The sequence below is a fragment of the Halomonas sp. AOP27-A1-41 genome, from assembly GCF_052378605.1.
Lineage (GTDB): Bacteria > Pseudomonadota > Gammaproteobacteria > Pseudomonadales > Halomonadaceae > Vreelandella > Vreelandella citrativorans.
Window position 1 is genome coordinate 190,349 of sequence record NZ_JBQSXT010000001.1, and the last position, 14,319, is coordinate 204,667.

15 protein-coding genes are annotated in these 14,319 nt (G+C 52.7%); 13 read left to right on the forward strand and 2 right to left on the reverse strand.

From position 1 onward, the window contains the following. The first annotated feature begins 2 nt into the window (after positions 1-2). Together ACT3TC_RS00770 and ACT3TC_RS00775 are read left to right on the forward strand one after the other, a co-directional pair. Positions 3-812, forward strand: a complete 810-nt coding sequence (locus tag ACT3TC_RS00770) for a methyltransferase domain-containing protein (protein ID WP_193053851.1) — start codon at positions 3-5, stop codon at positions 810-812. Continuing rightward, positions 809-1,813: a methyltransferase gene (locus tag ACT3TC_RS00775; protein WP_444638776.1), complete on the forward strand. Its 1,005-nt coding sequence runs from the start codon at positions 809-811 to the stop codon at positions 1,811-1,813. Before ACT3TC_RS00770 ends, ACT3TC_RS00775 begins: the two co-directional genes overlap by 4 nt. A 21-nt stretch (positions 1,814-1,834) precedes the next feature. Here ACT3TC_RS00775 and ACT3TC_RS00780 read toward each other — a convergent pair whose 3' ends face one another. Then, complete coding sequence (locus ACT3TC_RS00780; protein WP_444638777.1) at positions 1,835-2,590, reverse strand: FadR/GntR family transcriptional regulator; 756 nt, start codon at positions 2,588-2,590, stop codon at positions 1,835-1,837. A 226-nt stretch (positions 2,591-2,816) separates the two neighbouring features. Between ACT3TC_RS00780 and ACT3TC_RS00785 the strand changes: the two genes are divergently transcribed. The 9 genes from ACT3TC_RS00785 (at position 2,817) to ACT3TC_RS00825 (ending at position 12,187) form a co-directional block, all read left to right on the forward strand. Continuing rightward, on the forward strand, positions 2,817-3,557 hold the full coding sequence (locus tag ACT3TC_RS00785) for an SDR family oxidoreductase (protein WP_444638778.1): 741 nt from the start codon (positions 2,817-2,819) through the stop codon (positions 3,555-3,557). 22 nt (positions 3,558-3,579) lie between these two features. After that, a complete protein-coding gene (locus ACT3TC_RS00790; RefSeq protein WP_444630039.1) occupies positions 3,580-4,422 on the forward strand; it encodes a fumarylacetoacetate hydrolase family protein in 843 nt (280 codons plus the stop codon). Between the two features lie 206 nt (positions 4,423-4,628). Beyond that, a complete protein-coding gene (locus ACT3TC_RS00795; RefSeq protein WP_444638779.1) occupies positions 4,629-5,666 on the forward strand; it encodes a zinc-binding alcohol dehydrogenase family protein in 1,038 nt (345 codons plus the stop codon). Beyond that, on the forward strand, positions 5,663-7,300 hold the full coding sequence (locus ACT3TC_RS00800) for a UxaA family hydrolase (protein ID WP_444638780.1): 1,638 nt from the start codon (positions 5,663-5,665) through the stop codon (positions 7,298-7,300). Before ACT3TC_RS00795 ends, ACT3TC_RS00800 begins: the two co-directional genes overlap by 4 nt. Beyond that, positions 7,297-8,439 carry a mannitol dehydrogenase gene (locus tag ACT3TC_RS00805; RefSeq protein ID WP_444638781.1) on the forward strand — a complete coding sequence of 381 codons (1,143 nt, stop codon included), beginning with the start codon at positions 7,297-7,299 and terminating at the stop codon, positions 8,437-8,439. The genes ACT3TC_RS00800 and ACT3TC_RS00805 overlap by 4 nt, the downstream gene beginning before the upstream one ends. Before the next feature lie 48 nt (positions 8,440-8,487). After that, positions 8,488-9,474, forward strand: a complete 987-nt coding sequence (locus ACT3TC_RS00810; protein WP_444638783.1) for a C4-dicarboxylate TRAP transporter substrate-binding protein — start codon at positions 8,488-8,490, stop codon at positions 9,472-9,474. A 58-nt stretch (positions 9,475-9,532) separates the two neighbouring features. Beyond that, positions 9,533-10,006, forward strand: a complete 474-nt coding sequence (locus ACT3TC_RS00815) for a TRAP transporter small permease (RefSeq protein WP_444630044.1) — start codon at positions 9,533-9,535, stop codon at positions 10,004-10,006. Positions 10,007-10,017: 11 nt separating this feature from the next. Beyond that, on the forward strand, positions 10,018-11,301 hold the full coding sequence (locus ACT3TC_RS00820; protein WP_444630045.1) for a TRAP transporter large permease: 1,284 nt from the start codon (positions 10,018-10,020) through the stop codon (positions 11,299-11,301). Positions 11,302-11,458: 157 nt separating this feature from the next. Next, positions 11,459-12,187 (forward strand): SIMPL domain-containing protein, encoded by a 729-nt coding sequence (locus tag ACT3TC_RS00825; RefSeq protein WP_444630046.1) that lies wholly within the window; start codon positions 11,459-11,461, stop codon positions 12,185-12,187. Between the two features lie 13 nt (positions 12,188-12,200). On the opposite strand, the gene greB is transcribed toward ACT3TC_RS00825, so the two are convergent. Continuing rightward, positions 12,201-12,734: a transcription elongation factor GreB gene (greB, locus tag ACT3TC_RS00830; protein WP_172116247.1), complete on the reverse strand. Its 534-nt coding sequence runs from the start codon at positions 12,732-12,734 to the stop codon at positions 12,201-12,203. Between the two features lie 196 nt (positions 12,735-12,930). Between greB and ACT3TC_RS00835 the strand changes: the two genes are divergently transcribed. Beyond that, the gene (locus ACT3TC_RS00835; protein ID WP_444638784.1) at positions 12,931-13,575 is read left to right on the forward strand and encodes a tetratricopeptide repeat protein; all 645 of its coding nucleotides are present in this window, start codon (positions 12,931-12,933) and stop codon (positions 13,573-13,575) included. A gap of 75 nt (positions 13,576-13,650) precedes the next feature. Continuing rightward, a complete protein-coding gene (locus tag ACT3TC_RS00840; protein ID WP_193053848.1) occupies positions 13,651-14,304 on the forward strand; it encodes an NUDIX domain-containing protein in 654 nt (217 codons plus the stop codon). The last annotated feature ends 15 nt before the right edge of the window (positions 14,305-14,319 follow it).

Consider the following 14,319-nt stretch of genomic DNA (forward strand, 5'->3'; position numbering starts at 1 on the left):
GCATGCATCCAACCTATGAATTAAACGACGCTGGAGACCGCTACTTTGACGGTCTGGTCGACAAGTTTTCACGCTCGCTTTACCAGGCGCCTCGCGGCGAGCTGCGCTTGGCGATGCTGGATTACTTGCTGCCGCAAATGCTTGAACTAACTCAGCAGCCCGTACTGGATGTCGGCGGCGGGTTAGGTCAGCAGGCGGCGTGGTTTGCCGAACGCCAGCACCCGGTCACCATGGCCGAGCCCTCGCTGGATATGCTTACGTATGCCAAGCATTGGCACAGTGAAGCTAAACGGCTGCCTGGCGAGGCGATGGCCTACGTGCATGCCCCGCTTCAGGATTTACGCCAGCAAGCGCCGGGCCCTTGGCCGTTGATTACCTGCCATGCGGTGCTTGAGTGGTTGGGCGACCCGCGCTCAGCGATGGCAAGCCTGGCAAGCCTGCTCGCGCCCGGCGGGCAGTTGAGCCTGATGGTGTTTAACCGCGATGCGCTGCGCTTTTCCAACGCGGTGAAAGGCAATCTGGAAAAGGCGCTAAGTGATCGTTTGGAAGGTATGGGCAAGCGGCAGCGCTTAACGCCTATTTCGCCGGTCACCCATGCTGAGGTAGTTGAGTGGGGAGCGGAAAACAGTCTTGAAGTGGCAAGTGTTGCGGGTATCCGTGTGTTTCAGGATTACCTACGCCTGCCACCCGCCAGCGACAAAGAGCGTGAAACGCTGCTGGCGCTCGAAAAGAAGTACTGCCAACAAGACCCGCACTGGCGGCTGGGTCGTTATTTACTCTACACGTTGATTAAACCGGAGACTTCCCAATGAGTGCCCAATCACCTGCCTGCCAACTGCTGGAACGTCAACAGGATGAGTACACGGCACTTATGGTCGTAGCGCCACCGGTTGATGCCTGGTTAATCGCGCAATCCGCAGGCGTTATCAGCGGTGATCTTGGTGTGCTAAGCGAGTGGCAAGCGGTAGGCAAGCAGGTCTATAGCCCCTTCGCGCTGCCTGAAAATGCCGTTACCCACGGCGAGATAGTGTTGTTCTGGCCTAAAGCGCATCAGCTAGGCATTTGGTGGCTTGAGTGGCTATGCAGCGTGCTACCCACGGGCACGGCCATTGAAATTATCGGTGAGCACAGTGGCGGCGTGAAACGCGTGCCTAACGTACTCGCAGAGCGGGGGATGATGTGTGACAAGCGCGATAACGCGCGGCGCTGTTCACTCTTTGCCACACGCACCATCGCGCTTGAGAACACCCTGGAAGACGCTTGGCAGCGCTTTGATGCTTTGGGATTAACGCTGGTTAGCCATCCCGGCGTTTTTGGTCATGGCAAGGTAGATGAAGGCACGCTGCTACTATTGGACAGCTTGGAAAAAGAGCTGCCTAAAACGCCTCAACGTATTCTCGATATGGGCTGTGGCGATGGCATTATTAGCGCCTGGCTTGCCAAACGGGGCCATGCGGTAACCGCCGTGGATGTCAGCGCTTTTGCCGTAGAGGCAACGCGCCGCACGCTAGAGGCTAATCAGGTTAATGGGCACGCTTTGCAAAGCGATGTGTATAGCACATTGGAAAGTGAAACCTACGATTTTATTATTAGTAACCCGCCGTTTCATCAAGAGCGAGACGTAAGCTATGGGCCCAGCCAACGCTTGATTCGCCAAGCGCCCAAGCATCTTGCTAACCGTGGGCGTCTCATCATGGTCGCCAATGTGTTCTTGCCTTATCCGGACCTTCTCACCGAGGCTTTTGGCAGCTTTGAAACGCTTGCTGATAATCGGCGGTTTCGGGTCTATGTGGCGAGTAGATTAGGCCGTTAATGTTTATTTTTGAATCACGGTTTACTCGGCAAAGAAAACACTTAAAACATGGTCTAAGTGGGCTTCCATTGCATGGCGGGCAGCGGCCGGGTCACGATTTTCAATCGCCTTGACGATCTGCTCATGATCGCCTTGGGAGCGCTGAGGCATATCTGTTTCCATGTGCAGATCCTGAAGACGACGGAACATAGGGCCATATTGATGGCCAAGTAGGTGCTTGATGATAAGTGCGTAGGCAGCGTTGCTTGATGCTTCTGCTATGCGGATATGCAGCAATCGGTCCCCGACGCAGTTACGTCTACCGTTGGCGTTATCAAAAAAATTGCGTTCGAGAGCTAATCGAATCGATTTTATGTCGTCATCGGTCGCATTCGTGGCTGCTAATGCCGCGATTTCCGGCTCTAGATAGCGGCGTGTCTGAAGAAGGGAAAACGGAGGGATTTCTTCGTCCAGGTTAAGCTCAATTTCACTCTCGAATTCTGGATCCAGTGCCCACGGTTCTGTACGTGCCGCCGCACGCATCACCGGCTCCAAAGGCATTGAACGGGGTTCAAGTACAACGACACCGTGCCCGACTCGCACGGCAACCTGACCAACCACTTCCAAAGCAATCAAGGCTTCTCTTACTGATGCTCGGCTGACGCCTAGAGATTGTGCAAGCTCGCGCTCGGGCGGAAGGAGGGTTCCAGGGGGGAACTCTCCATTATTGATCAACTGCTGCAACTGGTCAGCGATCTGGCGATAAAGCCGTTGTGAGCGGATGGCTTGAATGGGCATTCGCGGTCGTTCCTATCCGTTTCTTTAATATTCTCGATCAATATTAACTGCGACTAAAGTTTATCCCCAAAAGCCCATGATTGGCCTTTTTGAGGATTGCAAAGATCAATATCTCTCGCTCATACTCGATTCATTGGTCAGGCCATTGTATGTCTGGATGACCTGACCCTAGTATGTTCCCACGATTTTCAGGGGCGTGCCATCGCTATTAGGGAAGTGACATCGCATGAGACTCAAAAATAAAACTGCATTAATCACTGCCGCCGCGAACGGTATTGGGCGTGCAAGCGTCGAGCGATTTGTTGCCGAAGGCGCACGTGTACTCGCCACCGATATTGATATTTCTACCTTGCAAGATATGCCGGGCGTTGAAGCCTATCGCCTTGATGTAACTGATAGTCAGGCAATCAACGAACTTGCCGCTTCGCTGCCAGACTTGGACATACTGTTTAACTGTGCGGGCATGGTGGCGGGTGGCACGGTGCTTGAGTGCGACGAGGCGACTTGGCAGCGGTCGATGGATCTGAACGTCACTTCAATGTTTTATACCCTTCAGGCTTTTTTACCCGGCATGTTATTAAACGGCGGGGGCAGCATTATCAATATGGCGTCTCTGGCATCAAGCGTTAAAGGCGTTGCCAACCGCTGTGCTTACGGGGCCTCCAAAGCGGCGGTTATCGGTCTTACCAAGTCGGTAGCCGCCGACTTTATGACCCAGGGTGTTCGCTGCAATGCCATTTGCCCAGGTACCGTCGAGTCTCCCTCATTGAAACAGCGTATTGCAGACCAGGCCCGCCGAGAAGGGCGCAGCGAGTCTGACGTGCTGGCATCGTTTATTGCGCGTCAACCGATGGGCAGGTTAGGGCGGGTAGAGGAAGTGGCTGCTTTGGCCGCTTTTCTGGCCAGCGCTGAATCGCAGTTCATTACCGGTACTACACAGTTAATTGATGGCGGCTGGGCTAACTGATTACTTTAGGAGGTATAACAATATGAAATTATTACGCTTTGGACTATCGGGTCAGGAAAAGCCAGGCATTCTGGATAGCCAAGGAAAGGTACGCGATCTTTCCTCTATCGTTGATGATATCGCGGGCGACGTATTGAGCGACAGTAAGTTGCAGCAGCTACGCGATATGGATTTAACAACGTTGCCGGAAGTCGCTGATGATGTTCGCTTGGGTCCCTGTGTGGCTCGCGTAGGCAAGTTTATCTGCATCGGTCTCAACTATTCTGACCACGCCGCTGAAACCGGTGCTGAAGTGCCGCCCGAACCGGTCATTTTCAATAAATGGACCAGCGCTATCTGCGGCCCTAACGATGATGTGGAAATTCCCCGTGGCTCGGAAAAGACCGACTGGGAAGTAGAGCTTGGCGTCATCATTGGCAAGGGCGGACGTTACATCGACGAGGCCGACGCCATGTCTCATGTGGCGGGCTACTGTGTTGTGAATGATGTCTCTGAGCGCGCGTTCCAGCTTGAGCGCAGTGGCACCTGGGATAAAGGCAAAGGCTGCGATACGTTTGGCCCGTTAGGCCCTTGGCTGGTAACCCGTGACGAAGTGGCGAACCCGCACCAATTAGGCATGTGGCTTGAAGTGGATGGTAAGCGTTATCAGGATGGCAGCACCCAGACCATGGTGTACCAAGTGCCTTTTTTAATCAGTTACCTAAGCCGCTTTATGAGCCTGCAGCCGGGCGACGTTATTTCAACCGGTACACCTCCGGGAGTAGGTATGGGCCAGCAGCCCCAGGTATATCTTCGGGACGGCCAGCGCATGCGCTTAGGCATTGATGGCTTGGGCGAGCAGACGCAGCGCGTAGTTCAGGCATAGAAAGTTTAGATAGTAGAAATATAGATAGTGGAAATACACATAGTAAGAAAATAGGTATTGGCGGCTCTATTCGCCGTTAGTACCTCATTTACCGAGAGCGGCAGGCCTTGAAGGATTTTTATACCTCCAAAGGACTGACCAATAGACCAAAGCGCCTGTCAGGCTGGTTCGATAGTGGCCTGTGCTTGGCGGAAAGGAGCACATTAATGCAAGCGCTTGTTTGTTCAAAGCCGCATCACCTTGAACTGCGTCACCACGCTAAGCCTGAATGTCCGGCAGGACATGCCCTGGTACGCATTCGGCGCATTGGCATCTGCGGCACGGATATCCATGCCTATGGGGGTAATCAGCCCTATTTTGAATACCCGCGCGTGCTTGGTCATGAGCTCGCAGGAGAGGTTGTTGAGGTGGCGGATAGCCCAGCTCAGCATCTGTTGGGCAAGCAGGTTTACGTTATTCCTTATTTACATTGTGGCGAGTGCCGCGCCTGCCAGCAGGGTAAGACAAACTGTTGCCAGAATATGCAGGTTATTGGTGTACATAAGGATGGTGGAATGGCGGAGTACCTGGCTGTTCCCACTACACACTTGGTAGTTTCCGAAACCCTCTCTATCGATCAGCTTGCATTAGTAGAGTGCATGGCGATTGGCGCCCATGCGGTAAGACGTAGCGCACTGCAAGCGGGTGAGTTGGCGGTGATTGTCGGAGCAGGCCCGATAGGCATGGGTGTTCTTCAGGTGGCGAAAAGCCGAGGTGCACGCACATTGATGGTGGACACCAATGCCTCACGATTAGCGTTTTGCCGTGATGTGTTGGGGGCTGATGCGGTCGTAAATCCACAGGAAGTTGAGGTGACGGCCCAGATCAGCACACTAAATGGTGGAGCGTTAGCGGATGTGGTGTTTGATGCCACCGGTAATCCCCGTGCTATGCAGGCTGGGTTCGATCTTGCAGGCCATGGTGGGCGCTATGTGTTGGTTAGCGTAGTGAAAGCTGATATCACTTTTAACGATCCTGACTTCCATAAAAAAGAACTGACGCTGATGGGTAGCCGCAATGCCACGCGTGAAGACTTTGATTGTGTGGTGTCACTAATGGAGAGTGGTGCTATCAACGCCGATGCGATGATTACTCACCGGGCGCCGCTTGCCGATGTTCCTTTAAACATGCCTCAGTGGTGTGACCCCGCCAATCAGGTCATCAAGGCTATGATTTCCATCGATACTGAGGAAGCGCATCCGTGAGTGATTTGATTACAACGCAAACGCCCCATCTCACGCTGCGTGTTCACGCACTGGATAATGTTCGAGTTGCTTTGACCGACTTGCCAGCAGGCGCAGTGATCGAGGATCAAGGCGTTAACATCACGCTGCCTGGCTTCGTTCGCCACAAGCATAAGTTTGCGCTAAGCGATATGGCGGTTGGCGATGTTGTCACCATGTACGGCGTAAGGGTGGGTAAAGCAACACAACCCATTGCGGCGGGTGGCACGATTACGACCGAAAACGTGGTGCATGCAACGGACGAGCTATCCACGGAGACTAGGCAAAAAGCGTGGCAGCCACCTGAGGTAACGGCGTTCGAGAAGACGACATTTGCTGGCTACCATCGCCCGGATGGCAAGGTAGGAACGGCCAACGTGTGGCTAGTGGTGCCTTTGGTTTTTTGTGAAAACCGCAATATCGAAGTGTTGCGCCAGTGCGTCGCCGATGCCTTGGGTGACGACCCCTTTTATGATTATAAGCGCATGGCCAGGCAACTGTTGCATGGGCAAGACATTGCCGAGTCAGCGGCTCCCGCCGGGGAGCATCTGTTTCCTAATGTTGATGGCGTGCGCTTTTTGGTTCATCAGCAGGGCTGCGGTGGCACAGACGGTGATGCTGACGCGCTATGTGAACTGCTCGCAGGCTACATCTGTCATCCCAATGTCGCTGGCGCAACGGTGCTTAGCCTGGGTTGCCAGAAAGCACAGATCACCATGCTGCAAGAAGCCATTTCAAAACGTGACCCAAGCGGCCACAAGCCAGTCAGCTACTTCGAGCAGCAGCGGTCTGAAAGCGAAGAGGTGCTAATTCGCGACGCATTGACAGCGATTTTTGATGGACTCAAGCAGGCCAATCAAGTGACTCGGCAGCCAACGCCGCTTTCTGAGCTTACCTTGGGCGTTGAATGTGGCGGTTCGGATGGCTTTTCCGGGCTTTCCGCAAACCCCGTGGTAGGCGCTGTTGTGGATCGCCTTGTGGCGCTGGGTGGTAGCGGTATTCTAAGTGAGTTCCCCGAGCTATGCGGTGTAGAGCACGAGTTGTTGGCGCGCTGTCGTAACCAGCAGGTGGCTGAACGCTTCACCACGTTAATGGCCGCTTATCAGCGCCATGCCCACGCGGTAGGCGCGGATTTTTCCATGAACCCTTCACCTGGCAATGTGCGTGACGGCCTGATTACCGATGCCATGAAGTCAGCGGGCGCTGCAAAAAAAGGCGGAGACAGTCCCGTGGTTGATGTGCTCGATTACACCGAGCCCATGACGCGTAAGGGGCTTAACCTGCTATGTACGCCAGGTAACGATGTAGAGTCCACCACTGGTCTGGTTGGGTCCGGCGCTAATCTGGTGCTATTTACCACAGGTCTAGGAACACCGACCGGCAACCCCGTGGCGCCTGTGATTAAGATTTCAAGCAATAGCGAACTCGCAAGCCGTATGAGCGATGTGATCGACTTCGATGCTGGGCCGATCATCCGCGGTGAAGCGAGCATTGCCCAATTGGCCGATGAATTGCTAACGCTCTGTATTGAAACAGCGTCTGGGCGTTATATATCGAAGGCTGCACGTCTTGCACAGTTGGACTTTATTCCTTGGAAGAGAGGGGTGTCATTGTGATCTCTCAGGCGAGCATTGTTCAGTTCGGTACGAGCCGTTTTTTACTCGGCCACGTCGCTGCTTTTGCAGGCGCAGCGTTGGCAGAGGGAAACAGCCGTGAAGCCGTACTTGTGGTGCAGACATCGGCGCGTCCCGAGGGCAAAGCCAAGGCAGCTGCCTTGGCTCAGCAGGATAGTTATCCGCTACATATTAAGGGATTGCGTAATGGTGCACCCATTGAGGAGCATCTCTCTATTAGTAGTATCGCTGGCTGCCTCGTGGCACAGGAAGAGTGGGAGGCACTAGAGCGTCACTTTATTCAGACAGCTTGTTGGGTGGTTTCCAATACGGGGGATAGCGGTTACGAAGTAGCCGGTGATACGAGTCTTGCCGCTGTTCCAGCCAGCTTTCCAGGCAAGTTGACTAAGCTGCTTTATGCACGCTTTAACGCAGGGCAGCCGGGTCTTACGTTGCTTCCCTGCGAATTAATCGGTAGCAATGGTCAAGTGCTCCAAAATATCGTCTCCGAACTGGCACGTAAGGATTATGACAGTGTCCGTTTTGATACATGGCTAAATGACGAGTGCTGTTGGGTCAATACATTGGTAGACCGAATCGTCTCAGCGCCCTTGGAGCCGGTTGGTGCGGTCGCTGAGCCTTATGCGCTTTGGGTCGTTCAGCAAACGCCACGTTTGAGTATGCCTTTTGAGCATCCTGCTATTGAAGTCGTGAGTTCGTTACAGCCCTATGAATTGCGCAAGCTTCACATCCTTAATCTGGCGCATACCTATTTGGTTGATCAGTGGCTCCAGCTTGAATTGACCGGTTCCGTTACCTACGTCAGAGAAGCCATGCGGGAGCCACTGCTGCGTAATGCACTCAGTGAGGTTATGGAGCAAGAGGTGCTACCTGTTTTGGCACTTGAATTACCGGATATGGATTTAAACGCCTACTGGCAGAGCACACTGGACCGTTTTGATAATCCTTTTTTAGATCATCGTCTAAAAGATATTGCCCAGTATCACAATGACAAACTGAGCCGTCGCATACAGCCAATGGTGGATATGGCGAAAAATCACGCAGTACCGACGCCAAGACTGAGTGATGCGCTTAAACGGAAAAACATTCCAAACATTAACGATAAAACAACACTGCTTTAAAGCAGACACCACACCTACGGTTAAACACAAGAAAAAGAGGAGTGCTCAATGCGCCTGAATAAACTGTCTATCGCAATTACGCTTGCTACTGTAACGACGCTTGGGGCTGTTACGGCTGCTCATGCCAGCACTGAAATCCGCGTTGCGTACGGCAACCAGCCCGGTGAGCCGGTAGATGTCGCCATTAAACAGTGGGCTGAGAGGGTGAGTGAGGCGAGTAATGGTGAGCTGGAACTGAAAGCGTTTCCTGCAAGCCAACTAGGTTCGGAAACTGAGGTAATGGAACAGGCACGTTTTGGTGCGCCCATTATTTCAATTTCGGCTTACAGTAATTTTCTCGATTCAGTGCCCGACCTTGCCGTGTTAGATGCGCCTTATCTGAGTGAAGACTTTGAGTCGAAGCTTAAGGTTTTTGATTCGGAATGGTTTTCAGAACAAATGGCAAAGGTAAATGGGTCTGGCTACCACATTGTTATCCCAAATGCGGTATATGGGGCACGGCACCTGCTATCAAATGAGCCGGTCAGCAATCCTGCCGATCTTGATGGTATGCGTATTCGCGTTCAAAACTCGCAAATGTATGTAGAAGCTATACGTGCCATGGGAGCAACCCCTACGCCGATGTCACTGGGTGACGTCTATCCTGCGCTGGCGCAGGGAATAGTAGACGGCGTCGAGAATCCAGCAGCGGTACTTTACGGGGGCAAGTTCCACGAAGTGGTGGAGCATCTTAGCTTGACGTCTCATATGCATACTGTAGCGCCTTTCGTTACTGGGAAATCTTTTTGGGATCAACTCAGTGAAGAGCAGCAACAAATTCTGACGGATACCGGTCAGCAGATGGCAGAGCATCTCTCTGAACTGGTAGCGGATAATAGCGAACAGGCACTAGAGCATTTACGTAGTGAAGGCGTAGAAATTCATGATGTTGATATCACGCCTTTCCGCGAGCGAGCTGCGCAACAGATCCCATCCGCATTTCCTCAGTGGAGCGATGGCCTGTATGACAAGGTTTACGAAATAATTAATGGCTAATCAGCCTGTGATTGCGTGGTTCCCCGGTTAGCCGGGGAGCCACGTTGAGGTGTCTGATATGAAGCGTATATTCACGTGGATAGATCGATTCATGCGTCTTGATGAAGTCGTCGCGACCGCCGCCATTTTTGCACTTTTCCTGGTGGCTATTAGCAATATATTCATGCGCTATTTATTTAACAGTCCCTTAGCCTGGACAGAAGAAATTCTTCAAATGCTTTTAGTGTGGGCCTCATTCCTGGGCGCTAGCGCCTTGGTGCGCCGTAGAGAGCATGTGTTTATCAGTTTTGTTACCGATAAGCTGCCGCCAAGATTGGCGCATTGGAATGAGCAAATATTCAGTGTGGGCATCATTTTAGCGAGTGCCGCAGTAATGCTTTATTGGGGGACTGAGCTACTCAGCTATTCAGCGTATCGCAGTACACCGATGCTGCAAATTCCTTATTACTGGATTCATGTGGCGATCCCCGTTAGTGCGGTGGTAATGATTTACCACTGCGTGGTGCGGTTGGTTCGGCAACATTCATCTTAGGAGCTAACCACATGGCTGTCAGTATTGCGCTTGGCGCACTGTTTTTACTGTTTCTGTTAGGCACGCCCGTCGCGTTTGCACTCTTTTTCTCGACGTTTCTCTATTTCATCGTAGGGGCTGACCAACCCATGATGCTGCTTATTCAGCGTCTAGCCGGTGGTCTGGAGTCGGTCTCTTTGCTCGCTATTCCATTTTTCATTATGGCGGGTGTGTTCATGAACCATTCTGGCATTACCGACCGGTTGCTAAAGCTTGCTGAATTGCTGACTCGTCGTATGCATGGTGGATTAGCACAAGCCAATGTGTTGTTAAGTACTTTTATGGGCGGGCTGTCTGGCTCTAATATTGCCGACGCAGCCATGAATGCCAAGCTTTTGGTACCCAGCATGACGGCTAAAGGCTACCCCGTGCCTTTCTCTAGTGCGGTAACTGCCGCTTCGTCACTCATTACCTCGACTATTCCGCCCGGCATCGCCTTGATCGTGTATGGCTACGTCAATAATGTCTCCATTGGACGGCTTTTTCTTGCCGGTGTGGTTCCTGGCGTTTTGATGGCAATCAGCCTAATGGTGCTGGTGTCCTTCCTGTGTCGGCGTTACGGCTATCAGCCACCCCAGCGAACGAAAGTAGCGCGTAAGGAGTGGATTAGCGTGACGCGTGCCGGCCTTATCGCTTTGATGCTGCCCTTGGTCGTTATTGGCGGTATCCGAATTGGCGTTTTTACGCCAACAGAGGCAGGGGCTATTGCGGTGTTTTATGCTCTCATCGTAGGTGTTTTCATTTATAAGCAGATGACGCCTAAGACGATAGCGCTGGCGACCAACGAATCGCTCTTGGCATCGGTTAATGTGCTTTTCATCATTGCCGTCGCATCAGGTTTTGCACGCTTTCTTACCTGGGAACAAATTCCTCAGGAGATCGCTATGATGCTGTCCACCCAGGTTGGCAGTGCTATCGCCTTCCTATTGCTAGCTAACGTGTTGTTATTGGTCTTGGGCATGTTTTTGGAAGGCAACGCCATTTTGATAGTGCTTTCGCCGCTGCTGGCGCCGGTAGCCGCTCAGTTTGGTGTGGACCCCGTTCACTTTGGCATCATTTTCATTATCAATGCCACGATTGGTACGATTACACCCCCATTAGGCACGGTAATGTTTACGACCTGCGGTATCACAGGTATTAGTGTTTCATCCTTTATTCGTGCTGTGATGCCTTTCTGGCTGGTAATGGTAGGTATTCTGCTATTGGTAACCTTCATCCCGGCGCTTTCATTGATGCTGCCTACGCTTGTTTTCTAATTGCGGTGGTTTCTATACAAAGGAGTGGTCAGGGGGAAAAGGCGACCTCACTATTTCCTCACACTAACCATATTCAACTACCGACGCACTCCCATTTCACGGCTATGATGCTGATAGGCATTGGGCACTTTAATGAACGTTGTGCGAGGTAGCGACGATGGTTAAAAGCAGTAGAAGCATCGTGATATTGGGCAGTGCGGTTGTGCTGGGTGGGTTGCTGGCGCTGGGATTGGTAGGAGGCGGCAGCTACATCAAACAGGCGGCCGACGTGTGGCAGCAGTCTTCACGCAATGTCACCGTGCGTGGTTTGGCCGAGCGTGAGGTGGCGGCCGACCTGGTCTTATGGCCGTTTAACTACAGCGTGAGCGCTAATAGCTTAAGCGACCTGGAGCAGCAGCTTTCCAATAATGACCAGGCGGTTCGTCGCTTTTTGGAGTCTCAGGGATTTGAACCCGGGCATATCAGCACAACACCCCCCAGAATTACCGACCAGTTTAGTAATCTCTATGGCGGGCAGCGCCCTGATGAGCGTTACCGCGCTGAGGCCACATTACTGCTGCGTTCGCCAGATGTAGAGGGCGTGATGCAGGCGATGCCAGGGACCTCGTCGCTGGTACGTCAAGGGGTTTTGCTCTCGCCAAGTTACGAGTACCAAACCGAGTTTCTATTTACCGGCTTGGAGGCGATTAAGCCTGAGATGATTGCCGAGGCGACGGCTGACGCGCGTAATGCCGCCCAGCAGTTTGCAGAAGACTCCGGGAGTCAGGTAGGGCAGATCCGCCAGGCAACCCAAGGCTATTTCTCGATTGATGATTTGGACAGCTATACCCCGCATATCAAGCGTGTCCGAGTGGTGACGACTATCGACTATGCCTTAAAAGATTAGGAAGCCCCATGCACTAAAGCGAGGCATAGCGGATCGCAGTAACGGTGTAGAACACCTTCCCATTCGGAGTAAGCACTTCTACATCGTCATCGACCCCTTTGCCGAGAAGTGCCTTGGCCATGGGCGCATCAATACTGATCCAGCGCTTTTGGGTATCGATTTCGTCGTGTCCTACAATCCGTATGCTAAGCGCTTCGCCATCTTCATCCTCCAGCTCGACAAATGCCCCAAAAAATATCTTGTTGGTGTCTGCGGGTAGTCGATCAACCACCTGCAGCTCATCCAGACGTAGGGTCAAATAGCGAATCCGCGCAATCACACGGTTCAGCTCTTTCTTGTTGTAAGTGTAATCAGCGTTTTCACTACGGTCGCCAAGCGCAGCGGCTTCACCTACTTTTGTTGAGAGTGCGGGGCGTTTGACTCTGGATAAGTGATCCAAAATTCCGCGTAAACGCGCGGCGCCCTCGGCGGTAATCAAATTGCTTTTGGGTGCCTGACGCGGATCTTTTGCCGGATCGCGCCAGCGGGTCATGTTACGACCTTTCATTAAGGGACTCTCATCTGGTTAAAGATAGCGCTGGTTAAAGACGACTGTAGGGTAAAGAGAAAGTAAACAAAAGCACAGTGACATCACTCGCGGCTAGCGAATCAATCAAACGTTCGTTACATTGTGAGAATAGGCTGATTAGCGCTTAACAACGCAGCGTCTATATGTCGATATAAAAACAACTCAGGAGATAATAATGCGCACACGACCGTTTTCTCGTTTGATAATGACCGCAGCGCTTGGCAGCACGCTAATGCTGTTACCCTTAACGGCTTTGGCCTATGAAAACGAACTGTTCTCCTTGAAGAACCGCTGGGAACATACGGTGAGCGACTTGCCGGCTAACCAGCGCGAAGGCACGTTGGACGTTTTGTCCGATGAAGTTACGACGTTGGCCAGCGAAAACCCGGATCAGCCGGAGCTTCTGATTTGGCAGGGCATTATTCTGGCTTCGTATGCGCGTGAACGTGGTGGTTTCGGCGCGTTGGGTATCGCTGGTGATGCGCGTGATGCGCTTGAACAAGCCATTGCGCTTGATCCGCAAGGAGGAAACGGTTCTGCCTACGTCACACTGGGCGCACTTTACGACAACGTACCTGGGCGCCCAATTAGCTTTGGAAGCAGTGAAAAAGCTCAGCAAATGTTTCAGCGTGCCGTTGAGATTCGCCCTGAAGGTATCGACGTCAACTACTATTACGCCGCGTTCCTGCTTGATGAAGGGGACACCGCCGCTGCCCGCGAGCACGCTGAACGCGCGGTGAACGGTACTCCACGAGCGCAGCGTGAACTCTCCGATGAAGCGCTACGCCGCGATGCCCAAGCTATGCTAAACCGTCTGTAACCCCGCCCAGGCCAGGTTGGCATTCCCGGTAGCAAGCATTGATAATGGGGTAATTGTGATTACTGGGAGTGCCGTATGGCATTCAATGCTAAAACTTCATCATTAGAAACACCGCCTTTTGGCCGTGACGATATAGAACTGATTGAGCGTAAAACGCTTCATCAGGGCTTTTTTCGCTTGGAAGCCATGGAACTACGCCACCGGCTTTTTGAAGGTGGTTGGAGCAAGCCCATGCATCGCGAAGTGCACCACCGTCGCGATGCGGTAGGCGTATTGCTTTACGACCCTGCACGGGATGCGCTTGTGCTGGTGGAGCAGTTTCGTGCTGGCGCTTTCGATGATCCCGTTTCGCCCTGGAAGCTAGAGCTGGTTGCAGGGTTGGTTGAACAAGATGAATCACTCGAAGAGGTTGCCCGGCGCGAAGCGCTGGAAGAGTCGGGCTGCGTGGTAGGCCCGTTAACGCTAATGCATACGTACTACCCAAGCCCTGGCGCGTGCAACGAACGCGTAACGCTTTTTTGTGGGCTGGTTGATACTCAAGGTATGGGCGGTATTCATGGCCTTGATGAGGAGCATGAAGATATTCGTGTTCACGTGGTGTCTTTTCCGACCGCGTGGGAACTCTTGATACAGGGAAGACTCGACAACGCCATGTGTTTGATTGGATTGCACTGGCTAGCTGGTCAGCGTGCTTCGTTGCGCGCGGCATCCCAACGAGCGCTCACGTAAAGTGAAAACCACGAG

Coding starts and splice junctions, on each gene's coding strand:
- ACT3TC_RS00835 (WP_444638784.1), top strand. CDS start 12,931: ATGCGCACACGACCGTTTTCTCGTTTGATAATGACCGCAGCGCTTGGC.
- ACT3TC_RS00775 (WP_444638776.1), top strand. CDS start 809: ATGAGTGCCCAATCACCTGCCTGCCAACTGCTGGAACGTCAACAGGAT.
- greB (WP_172116247.1), bottom strand. CDS start 12,734: ATGAAAGGTCGTAACATGACCCGCTGGCGCGATCCGGCAAAAGATCCG.
- ACT3TC_RS00840 (WP_193053848.1), top strand. CDS start 13,651: ATGGCATTCAATGCTAAAACTTCATCATTAGAAACACCGCCTTTTGGC.
- ACT3TC_RS00780 (WP_444638777.1), bottom strand. CDS start 2,590: ATGCCCATTCAAGCCATCCGCTCACAACGGCTTTATCGCCAGATCGCT.
- ACT3TC_RS00825 (WP_444630046.1), top strand. CDS start 11,459: ATGGTTAAAAGCAGTAGAAGCATCGTGATATTGGGCAGTGCGGTTGTG.
- ACT3TC_RS00785 (WP_444638778.1), top strand. CDS start 2,817: ATGAGACTCAAAAATAAAACTGCATTAATCACTGCCGCCGCGAACGGT.
- ACT3TC_RS00795 (WP_444638779.1), top strand. CDS start 4,629: ATGCAAGCGCTTGTTTGTTCAAAGCCGCATCACCTTGAACTGCGTCAC.
- ACT3TC_RS00810 (WP_444638783.1), top strand. CDS start 8,488: ATGCGCCTGAATAAACTGTCTATCGCAATTACGCTTGCTACTGTAACG.
- ACT3TC_RS00820 (WP_444630045.1), top strand. CDS start 10,018: ATGGCTGTCAGTATTGCGCTTGGCGCACTGTTTTTACTGTTTCTGTTA.
- ACT3TC_RS00790 (WP_444630039.1), top strand. CDS start 3,580: ATGAAATTATTACGCTTTGGACTATCGGGTCAGGAAAAGCCAGGCATT.
- ACT3TC_RS00770 (WP_193053851.1), top strand. CDS start 3: ATGCATCCAACCTATGAATTAAACGACGCTGGAGACCGCTACTTTGAC.
- ACT3TC_RS00815 (WP_444630044.1), top strand. CDS start 9,533: ATGAAGCGTATATTCACGTGGATAGATCGATTCATGCGTCTTGATGAA.